The organism is Streptomyces sp. NPDC087844, from assembly GCF_044742785.1.
Taxonomy (GTDB): domain Bacteria; phylum Actinomycetota; class Actinomycetes; order Streptomycetales; family Streptomycetaceae; genus Streptomyces.
The window spans coordinates 248,382-258,391 of sequence record NZ_JBIUVD010000014.1 but is presented as its reverse complement, the minus strand read 5'-3'; the positions used below and the strand labels follow the sequence as shown (position 1 = coordinate 258,391).

Genomic DNA, 10,010 nt, shown 5'->3' with positions numbered 1-10,010 from the left:
TACCTCGCAGGCCTCCACCTCCGCGCCTCCATGATCTGGATCAACGACCTGCTGAAGGCAACTGACTGATCACGACATCACACAGGCCCTAGTCGTCCCGCCCGGCAGGCAGCAGCCTGTGCCTTCTCGCGCACCGGGGACAACGTACGGATCCGGCCGTTCCTCGCTGTCACCACCGGCCCATGGCTCTCGGCCACTCCGCGGGTTCGGGAGGTCCGGAAGGGGCCGGAAGGGGCCGGAAGGAGGCCGGAAGGGCGCCAGGCCGTCGAGATCCGTCGGCGCGACGCCCGCGGTCCGTGATCGGAAGTGGCCGCGGAATGCGGTATGGAAAGGCACATGGATGCGGCCTTGATCGAGCACTGACCGAGTGCTGACCGAGTGCTGACCGAGTGCTGACCGAGTGTGGTCGCTACTTTCTGTGCTGCGGAATCGTACGCGGGAGTCGCTCAGCTTCGTCTCGGACGCCACCGCCGTCATCGGCTGCCAGCTCCCGGAGTTGCCGGATGAGTCGGCGGGAGCCTTTCTCGGACATCGAGTTGGGGTTCGAAGGAAAGTCCGCGTCCTTCAGTGCGCCGGTCAGCCTCCAACCAGGCCCGGACGTTCCGCAGCCAAGCGTGAGTATCCGCAACAGGCGTGCGCACGACCATACGGGCCGTCACCTCGGTGACCGCCCCGGCAGGAAGCACTTGCGGACGCGCCGTCAGCGCCATCGTTCGGTCCGTCAGGGCAGTTGCGGCCTGAAGCTCACAGGTACGACTGGAGCCAGTACAGGAGCAGTCCGGCCGCTCCGGTGCCCAGGCCGTAGGCCATGCCGCGCAGCAGAGCGAAGGTGGCGGCATCACGCAGGCGCCGGCGTGTGCGGCGCGATCCCGTGCTGGAACCGACGGTTCGGGGCTTACGCTTCATGGTTTTGTACGTCCTTCTGAGGGCGTGAGGGATTGCCTGCCTGCGGTCGGCGGCCCAAGGGACCGCAGGCGGGCTGCTCGTCCGTTCGGGGTCAGAGGGAGCCGGTGCAGTCCTGCAGGCGTCGGGCGAGGCCGGCGTCAGGCCGGCATACGAGACGGTCGGTGTCGTCCTGAGTGGCCAGGCGGCGCACTTCGGCGTCCAGGGCCGGTGTGACGGGGGCCGGGGGCCGGTGGCGCCGGGTGTAGGCCGCGAACCTGCCGACCGTGGTGACGAACATCGTCTTCACTGCGACATCGTCGTCCAGGTCTACGACGAGGAGCAGCATCTCGCGCCAGTGCTCGGCTTCCGCGGTCTCGCCCCGGGACCTGTGCAGCAGCTGAAGGCACAGGGCGCTGGCGCCGTTGCCGGCGCCGGCCGTGAATCGCCACCAGAACTGGGCGCTCTCGGGGTGGCCGGCCAGGTACAGCATGCAGGCGAAGACGTGCGCGCCGTCCAGGTCGACTTCCTCGGTGTCCCTGTCACGCGTCAGCAGGCGGTAGGCGTCGCTCTCTCCGAGTGTCGCGGCGTACCGCTCGACGTGCGTGGTGGCGCCGGGCTGGTCCAGGCTCCAGCCGACGAACTCCTTCAGATGGCGCAGGGCACGGGAGACGGACGGGACGGTGTCCGGTACAGGGCTGTAGCCGGCGTCCCGGGCCAGGCGGAGCAGTCCGGCGGCAACATCGAACGCGGGCTGTCGGGCGCGCAGGCGCCGCCCGGCCGCGGCCAGCACCTGTTCGGCGTGCGAGACAGATCCCTTCTGGGCGCTCATTCAGTTGCTCCTTCGGATACGGGCGGGCATGGCCTGCTCAAGGCGCTGCTTGGCCTTGCGTCCGTGGTAGTCGACGGTGCTGGCGGACACGCCCAGATACCAGGCGATGTCGGCCGTGGCACAGGCGCACAGGTAGCGCAGGACCATGACGTCGAACTGCCGCGACGGCAGGGTGCACAGGGCACGCGCCACGTCGTTGTCCTCGGTCAGTGCAGCCAAGTTGCCCCGGTAGTTCGTCAGCTTCTCGGAGATGACGGTGCGTCGCAGGATCGCCCACGTCTGCTGGTGGACGTTGCCGTCGGCGAGGAGGTCCGGCCAGTGCGCGAGGATCTCGAAGTAAGCGCGGTGGACAGCGTCTTCGGCGTCCTGCTGATCGTTGAGGATGGCTCGCGCGAACCGGTGGTAGTCCTCCTGGTTCTTCAGATAGAGCGCCTCGAAATCCAGCGGGAAGGGCAGCACACCGGTGGCTATCACCGGACTGCCGCCGGACCCCGCACGGGCATCGTCAGTCATGGATCCTCTTCGTTGAGGCAAGATGCGAACGGCTCCGCGCTACGAGATGCGCACCTGCGGCGCCTTCTGACGTCGCCTATGAAACTCGGCCGAACGGGCGAACACGCATGGGCGGCAGGGCGAACATGACACAGCGGTACTTGAACACTGCACAAGGCTGCTGCATACCAGTCGGTAACGCAGAGTGGCCAGCGGTTTCCCCGCGAGCGCCGCAACGTGGTCTACGCCTCTCCTGACTCAACTGTGTTGCAGTTCACTCACGGAACCAGCGAATCCACTCAGGCGACTCCACTCGAACGGGTGAATATATGCGGTGTTCGCACATGAAACAGCCTGCATTCGATCCGTCACGGCGCCCGCCAGCGCTGCCTGTTCGCGAACGATCGGTGTCGGCGGACGCGCCTGGTCACGCGCCAGTCACGCACTACCCCCGCCCTGCCTCCGCCGCCCACGATGTGACGGTCCGTGCTGTGAGCGCCAGTCCCCGGCCCGCATCGTGAGGCGATGACCGTCAGATCGGTCATCGAGCGCGCTCGGCGACCGCCGGCCCGCATGACCCTGGGCCGGCCGTGGCCGTCCGGAGAAAAGCCGAAGCAGCACCTGTCCGCTACGCGGCGACGCCGGTAACGTGCCGACGGTGCTCGCCTCTGTGCTGCTCATGACACCGCCCGTCGCGAACCTGCACGGGCGGACCGCCGTCAACTCCTCAGCGGCCTGTTCGCCGAATGCGGCGAACAGGCCGCGATGAAGCCCCCACATAAGGAGTCCGCATGGCAACACCCCTCAGCCGTCGTACCCTTCTGGCCGCCGGCACGGGTGCCGCTGCCGGGCTGTCCCTGCCCGGCGCCTCCGCGTATGCCGACGGCCATGCAGCCACCGGCATGAGATTCACCCTGAACGCCCGAGTGCTCGACGGTGGCGAACAGGTCACCTCGGTCACACTCGACGCCGCCCGGCTCGGCCCGATCGACCCCGCCGGCCTGAGCACCGGCACCTTCACCGTGCACACCAAGGCCACCAGCCCGATCCCCATCGCCGACGGCGACGCCATCTTCAGCGAGTACGACCTCGACCGTACGGTGACCGCGGTCCGGCTCGACCGCCGCGGCAACATCGTGCTCGACCTGAGCCATGCCGAGGGCCAGACCGGCGGCAGCACTCTCGGATACATCGCCGGCAGAGGCCGCAACGTCATGCTCGACCTCGCGTACACCATCACGCAGCAGGCCCCGTTCGCCTTACGCGATCACCGGTCGATCACCATCGAGAACTTCGTGCAGAACCGTCGCCTGTCGGACCCCGAGGTCGACGCGTTCAGCTCCCACGTCTCCGGCTCGGGAATGAAGTACCGGCTGTACTCCCCCACCGGCTCCCACTTCTCCCGACGGAGCAAGCGCCCTCTGATCGTCTGGCTGCACGGCGGAGGCGAGGGCGCCTCACTGCCCGACTACTACGACAACGAGACCACGCTGCGAGCCAATCGCGGCGCGCTGGGCTTCACCACCCCCGAAGCACAACGCATCTTCGACGGCGCCTACGTCCTGGCCCCGCAAAGCACCTCCGCCTGGATGCAGGACGGCCCCCGCTTCGCCCCACTCATCCGCGAGATCATCGGCGATGTCACGCGCGGCAACCGCATAGATCATGACCGGATCTACGTCGTCGGCTGCAGCAACGGCGGTTACATGAGCATGAAGATGACCACCGTCTATCCCACGCTGTTCGCCGCTTCCGTGCCGATCTGCGGCGTTGTCTCATCCTTCCCGCCCGGCGGCGCGCCGCTGATCCCCGACAGTGAACTGGCGAAGATCAGCACCCCCAGCTGGCTCGTCGCCTCCCGCGACGACCTCACCGTGGACCCGCAGGCCAACACCGTCCACGCGCACGACCTCGTCCCCGGCTCGCTGGTGACGCTCTACGATCATGTCGTCTGGAACGGCCACCAGTTCTCCGGCCACTGGTCGTGGATCTATGTCGCCCGCAACGACCCCAGCATCGACGGAACTCGTATCTGGCAGTGGATGGCCGCCCGGCATCGGCAGTGACCGGGAGAGCGTTCAGCCGTGTGCGGCGAGTAGTTCTCAGGTTGTCCCGCGCCGCGTCACTGATCCGTGCTCAGCGGGTGAGAACTACGTGCGGACTCGGCCCCACGGCTTGAAGACCGAGAGCACCATCGCGAAACTCAGCAGCACCATGGCGGTGGTGGCGAGGAACGCGACGAACCAGATGTCCCGCAACGGCTGTGCACCCGAGGCGAGTTCGGTGATCGGGCCCAGGAACAGCAGCAGCATCACGCAGGCGATGCCGTTGAGGGCCAGTTTCACCGACACCCACCAGTAGCGAACGAGCCCCCACTTGGTCGCCAGTCCCAGCAGGACACCGGTGACGAGGCAGACCACCCCCGCTACGAGAGCCGACAGCAGCAGGGGGACGACGAAGAAGTCCGCGAGTGCTCGGTACACGGCGGTGCGGTCGTCGCCCGCGCGCACCCAGCCGACCACCACCAGAACGGTGGAGACGACATCGATGCCGATCCAGGCTCCCGCCGACACGACGTGTGTGACCAGGATGCTCTTGCGCAGCCGAGCCGGGATGCGCCAGCGGACTCGGTTCCCTCGTGCCGGGGAGATGGTTCGGGGTGTGGTGAGGGTACTCATGGCCGTCCTTGTCCGCGGAGCACATGGGTCATGGGTCATGGGTCACGAACTACGGGTTATGGGTCATACGCGTTCGCTCAACGCAACGGACTGCGCGCGCCACAACCAGATGGTCCGCTCTCGGTGAGGCCCAGTCGCGCGGCGGTGGGGGTCCGATCCGGCGTGCAGTCGGACTTCCCCCAGTCGGTCCTGGGGGGGGCCTCAGTCGGTCAGGACTTCCAGTGCGGTGGCGTGCACACCCGGCGCGGCGGCGAGATAGCTCCCGTCGGACAGTTCCCACGGCTTGCCCTCGAAGTCGGTCACGACGCCTCCGGCCTCCTGGACCAGCAGCACGCCTGCCGCGTGGGACCGGACGTTGTCGAACTGCCAGTGCACATCCATCCGGCCCGCGGCGACCTGGGCGAGCTGGTGGGTCACCGGTACGGACACCCGCACATACAGGGCGGCGTTCGTCATCGCGGTGAAGGCCGAGCCCATCCGTGTCGCGAGTTCGGGGTCGTGGCCGGGCTGCGCCTGACCGGTCCCGGCGAGTGCGCCGTCCAGCGACGTCTTGGCCGAGACCCGCAGCCGTACGCCGTTGAGATACGCCCCGCCGCCCTCGGTCGCGGTGAACATCTCGTCGAGGACGGGGAAGTAGACAACCCCCAGCACCGGGCGTCCGTCGCGGACGAGGCTCACGCCGATGTTCCAGTCGGGCATGCCGTGGACGGCGTTGACGTTGCCGCCGACCGGGTCGATGAGCCACCACTCGCCCGTGGCCATCGGGCCCGAGCCGTGCTCGTCGTTGAGCCAGCCCCCGCTCGGCAGAGCCTCGGTCAACGCCGGGCGCAGCAGGTCGACAACGGCCGCGTCATTGGCCTGGAGGTTCACAAGCAGTTCGGGGAGCCCGGGCGGACGGGACTCGGTGGAGTAGCGCGTCATCATCCGGGCGCCGGCGGCGCGGACGGCGGCGACGGTGGCGGCAAGCAGTTCCTGGCTCATGGGATGCTCCTGTAGTTGATCGAGATGGATCTATGCTTTGTTAAGATTTACGGTCATGCAATTGGACTTGAATCTGCTGACCGTGCTGGACGCCCTGCTCGAAGAGGGCAGCGTGATGGGCGCAGCCGAGCGGTTGCACCTGTCCTCACCCGCGGTCAGCCGCACCCTCGGCAGGCTTCGCGCCGTCACCGGGGACGACATCCTGGTACGCACCGGCCACTCGATGGCACCGACCCCGTACGCGGTGTCGGTGCGGGAGGAGGTGCACCGGCTGGTCAGGCAGGCGCACGAAGTGCTCTCGCCGATCCGTGAGCTGGACCCGGCCGCGATGGACCGCACGTTCACGATCCAGTGCCATGACGCGGTCGCCGCGTCACTGCTGCCGGTACTGGTCGGGAGGATCCAGCAACAGGCTCCAGGAGTGCAGTTGCGGGCGCTGGCGGAGAACTCCGTCGACACCGACGACCTGCGACACGGCCGCGTCGATCTGGAACTCGGCGACAGCAGGCCCAGCATGCCCGAGTTCCGGTCCGAGCCGCTCGGCAACGATCGGTTCGTCGTGGCGATGCGCGCGGACCACCCCTGCGCCGCCGCCGGATTCGGCCTGGCCTCCTACGCGGCACAGCCACATGTGGTGATCTCCCGGCGTGGCCGCCTCACCGCGCCGATCGACGACATGCTGGCCGCCGAAGGTTTGCACCGCCGGGTGGTCGCGGCGGTGGCCACGGTGTCCACCGCCCTGCAGATCGCCGCCCGTGGTGACGCGCTGGTCACCTGCACGGCGGTCCTGGGCCGCCCGCTCATCGAGGCGTTCGGGCTCGTCGCCCGGCCGCTGCCGATCGAGACCCCGGCGGCGACGGTCAACTGCAACTGGCACCAGCGCTACGATTCCGACCCCGCCCACGCCTGGCTCCGCGAGCAGGTCCGGGCGTCGATCGAGGAGATCACCGCCGGCTGACTACTCCGCCAGCGGCAGGGCCACGGCACCTGGATGCACAGGCACCTCGGCTTCGTCGAGCATCGCCGCGGCCACGGTCTCCCGGCTCACCTTCGCACCGAGGTCGAAGGGTGGCCCCGCTTCCAGGCCGACCGTGCGCCTACGGGGACTTTCCGGTCCGTCGGCGAGCATCCCCGCGTGGAAGACGGTGCCCCCGGCCGCGAGAACGGTGTTGTCGGCTTCGACCTTGTCCGCGAGGCGGTCGCCCAGCACCCGGGCGAGCACGCCCGCCCCCTCCCCCGCCACTTCGGCCGACGCGCCCGTGCCGTAGGCGCCGAGCCAGATCACGCGGCGTGGGCCGGCGGCGACGACGGCCCGGGCGCCGGCCAGGAGAGTCCCGGCCCGATCCGTACCGAGGGCGGAAAGGACCACGGAATCCCCGTCCACAACGGCGGCGATGCCGGCCGCGTCGTTCACATCGCCCGCCACTTTGCGCAGGTTCGGGGAGTCGGGAAGGGCGATCCGCTCGGGATCACGTGCGATGGCGGTCACGGTGTGACCGCGTCGCAGCGCCTGTCGGGTGAGGGCGATGCCGGTCTGGCCGGAGGCCGCGAGGACGGTGAGGTTCATGCCGAGAACGTTAGAGAGCTATCCACTTAACATCAAGTGCATACATCTGAATCAACGATTAACTCAGGCGCAATCGTGCGGCGGATGTGCATGGGCGGAGCAACGCTCCGCCACGCCGACGGACCCTGGTGATGAGTTTTCACGCCCGCACCCGTCTCACCTACGACGGGACACGACGAAGCGGAAGGATGGCGTGATGAGTGCGGACATGCGGCTGGAGGAACTGGGCGTGAGCGGGCTGGGCGAGGTCGACGAGCCGGCGTTTACGGGTCTGGCGGAGCGGCACCGGCGGGAGCTGCACGTGCACTGCTACCGAATGCTCGGGTCGTTCGAGGACGCCGAGGACACCGTGCAGGAGACGTTTCTCCGTGCCTGGCGGCGGCGGGAGACCTTCGAGGGGCGGTCGACGTTCCGGGCGTGGCTGTACCGGATCGCCACCAACGCCTGCCTGGACCAGCTCGCGAAGTGCCGCCCGGAGCCCGCGGTCAACGGCGAGGTGCTGTGGCTGCAGCCCTACCCGGACCGGCTGCTCGACGAGCTGCCCGCGGGCGACGCGGGTGAGCCGGAGACCGTCGCCGTCGCGCGGGAGACGATCGAGCTGGCGTACCTGGTCGCAGTCCAGCATCTCGCGCCGCGCCCGCGGGCCGTGCTGATCCTGCGGGACGTGCTCGGCTGGCCGGCGAAGGACGTCGCGGAACACCTCGGGGACTCCGTCAACTCCGTGAACAGCGCGCTGCAGCGGGCCCGCGCCGGCCTGCGGGAGCATCTGCCCGCCGACCGGCAGGACTGGACCGACGGCGAACAGGACGTCGGGACGCGCGAGTTGGTGCGCCGCTACACCGACGCCAGCGTGGCCACGGACGTCAAAGGCCTCGCCGCGCTGCTGCGGGACGACGTCCGCTGCTCGATGCCGCCCACGCCGGGCCTGTACATCGGCCGCGACGCGGTGGTGAACGACTGGGTCGTGAACGGCTTCGAGGGCATGAAGGGCCTGCGCGCCGTCCCCACCTCGGTGAACCGGCAGCCCGCCGTCGCCTTCTACCTCTGGCAGAAACAGGAGGGCGCGTATCTGCCGCTGACGATCGACGTCCTGCGCGTCACCGGCGGAGCGATCACCGAGATCATCACGTTCCACGACGACCAGTTTCCGCGGCTCGGGCTGCCGCAGCGCCTGCCGGCGGACGGCACGGAGTAGTCCCGGTGCGGACGCTCACGCTGCGCGGTGGCGCGCGTGTCTCGGTGATCGCGACGCCGTGGTACGACGCGTTCGGCGTTCGTCATTCGCGGGTGGACGCAGCGGGAGCCGCACGACGGCGAGCCTGGGCCGGTCCTCGGGCGCGATGAGGTCATTTACTCGCACGCATGTGGATCGGCTGGGGTATCTCTCGCGCCACGGACAGCCAGGACCTCACTCACGACCGGGCGGCCGGTCGGCGAGCCACGGCCGAGCCTCCGGCTGGTCGGTCCCGTGCACGATCCCGTCCTGGACGCCGAGGGCCGCTCGGCGATCCCGGACTCGTTGTCAAGGGGACGCTGCTTGTGCCACTCGTGAAGGACGCCGTCGTGGCCGTGGCGGGCGACACGGCCCTCTCCGTACGTCTCGACCGTCCCATGGCCAGGCCGACGCCAACCGCCGTGCATCGGGCGCGAGTTCGGCAGCCCTTTTGTGCTCGGACGCAAAGCGCTCGACCGCTCGGAGGTGATCCGTGCACACTGCACGCATGGATACCGAGATCTGCGTGTCGCTCCAGGAGAAGGCTCTGCGGCATGTCGCCACTTCCTGCGCAGGGAAGCCGCTGCCCGGCGACTTGCGGGTGACGATGCACTTCCACCCCGATCGCGCCGCGGGGGACCGTCCGATCCTGTCCAGCATGGCAGGCGACGGTGTCTACCGGTCGCAGTTCGTGACCGGCACGAGCAACGGTGGGCTGACTGCTCGTCCTGGCGGAGACCGGTGGCGCTGGGAGAGCCGTATCTTCGGCGGTGCGTACGACGATGCCCCGGCCGACCGGCGCCCCGTGTACGGTGCGTTGAACTACCGCCGCAGTCCGACCGGTGGCGCACCGCGGTTCGGCTCCTCGTACCTCAGACTCAACGCCGAGACCCTGGCACGCACGACGTTCTGTTACCCCGACAGTTCCGCCGAGCCCTCCGACTTCGGCGTGGCCGACCGCTGCTCACTCATCGAGCTTGCCGCCGCCGCGAAGTCGGACGCCCTCGATCGCCACATCGAGGCCCAGATCCACGGGTCGGTCAGATTCGACCGTGACGTCGAGGCGCTGGTGCTGGATCCGAGCTATCGCGACACAGAGGTCGAATACGCTGCCCGTCGCCTCCCGTGCCCGGTCGAATGGCATCAAGGATTTCGCCTCAGCACGGGCGAGTTGCGACGGCATCCGAGCTACCGCGGACAGGAGTACGTCGACCTGGGGGCCGACATCGCCGTTGACGGCTGGCTCAGTCCCAAGGTCATCGGAGATGCCGCCCGCACCGGCCGATATGACCTTCAGGACCTGAAGAAGGTCTGGCACTGTCTGGCCCGCTTCGGGAGCCGCGCCTCCTGCTGACCCGCAACGCG

General features: G+C 68.7%; 10 protein-coding genes. 4 read left to right on the top strand and 6 right to left on the bottom strand.

What is annotated here, in order from left to right; translation table 11 throughout:
* Positions 1-744 precede the first annotated feature (744 nt).
* From ACIOKD_RS26400 to ACIOKD_RS26390, 3 genes are all read right to left on the bottom strand, one after another.
* Entirely contained in the window at positions 745-906 is a 162-nt protein-coding gene (locus ACIOKD_RS26400) for a hypothetical protein (RefSeq protein WP_402088728.1), read from the bottom strand.
* Between the two features lie 91 nt (positions 907-997).
* A complete protein-coding gene (locus tag ACIOKD_RS26395; RefSeq protein WP_402088725.1) occupies positions 998-1,714 on the bottom strand; it encodes a hypothetical protein in 717 nt (238 codons plus the stop codon).
* A complete protein-coding gene (locus ACIOKD_RS26390) occupies positions 1,715-2,227 on the bottom strand; it encodes a sigma-70 family RNA polymerase sigma factor (RefSeq protein ID WP_402088722.1) in 513 nt (170 codons plus the stop codon).
* A 770-nt stretch (positions 2,228-2,997) separates the two neighbouring features.
* Between ACIOKD_RS26390 and ACIOKD_RS26385 the strand changes: the two genes are divergently transcribed.
* Positions 2,998-4,272, top strand: a complete 1,275-nt coding sequence (locus ACIOKD_RS26385) for a prolyl oligopeptidase family serine peptidase (RefSeq protein ID WP_402088720.1) — start codon at positions 2,998-3,000, stop codon at positions 4,270-4,272.
* An 84-nt stretch (positions 4,273-4,356) separates the two neighbouring features.
* Here ACIOKD_RS26385 and ACIOKD_RS26380 read toward each other — a convergent pair whose 3' ends face one another.
* Entirely contained in the window at positions 4,357-4,884 is a 528-nt protein-coding gene (locus tag ACIOKD_RS26380; protein WP_402088717.1) for a hypothetical protein, read from the bottom strand.
* Between the two features lie 201 nt (positions 4,885-5,085).
* A complete protein-coding gene (locus ACIOKD_RS26375) occupies positions 5,086-5,865 on the bottom strand; it encodes an inositol monophosphatase family protein (RefSeq protein ID WP_402088715.1) in 780 nt (259 codons plus the stop codon).
* Between the two features lie 55 nt (positions 5,866-5,920).
* On the opposite strand from ACIOKD_RS26375, the gene ACIOKD_RS26370 reads away from it, so the two are divergent.
* Complete coding sequence (locus ACIOKD_RS26370) at positions 5,921-6,823, top strand: LysR family transcriptional regulator (protein ID WP_402088712.1); 903 nt, start codon at positions 5,921-5,923, stop codon at positions 6,821-6,823.
* Here ACIOKD_RS26370 and ACIOKD_RS26365 read toward each other — a convergent pair whose 3' ends face one another.
* Positions 6,824-7,432: an NAD(P)-dependent oxidoreductase gene (locus ACIOKD_RS26365; RefSeq protein ID WP_402088709.1), complete on the bottom strand. Its 609-nt coding sequence runs from the start codon at positions 7,430-7,432 to the stop codon at positions 6,824-6,826.
* A gap of 196 nt (positions 7,433-7,628) precedes the next feature.
* On the opposite strand from ACIOKD_RS26365, the gene ACIOKD_RS26360 reads away from it, so the two are divergent.
* A complete protein-coding gene (locus tag ACIOKD_RS26360; protein WP_402088706.1) occupies positions 7,629-8,627 on the top strand; it encodes an RNA polymerase subunit sigma-70 in 999 nt (332 codons plus the stop codon).
* A gap of 526 nt (positions 8,628-9,153) precedes the next feature.
* Positions 9,154-9,999, top strand: a complete 846-nt coding sequence (locus ACIOKD_RS26355; RefSeq protein ID WP_402088703.1) for a DUF3626 domain-containing protein — start codon at positions 9,154-9,156, stop codon at positions 9,997-9,999.
* Positions 10,000-10,010: the final 11 nt, after the last annotated feature.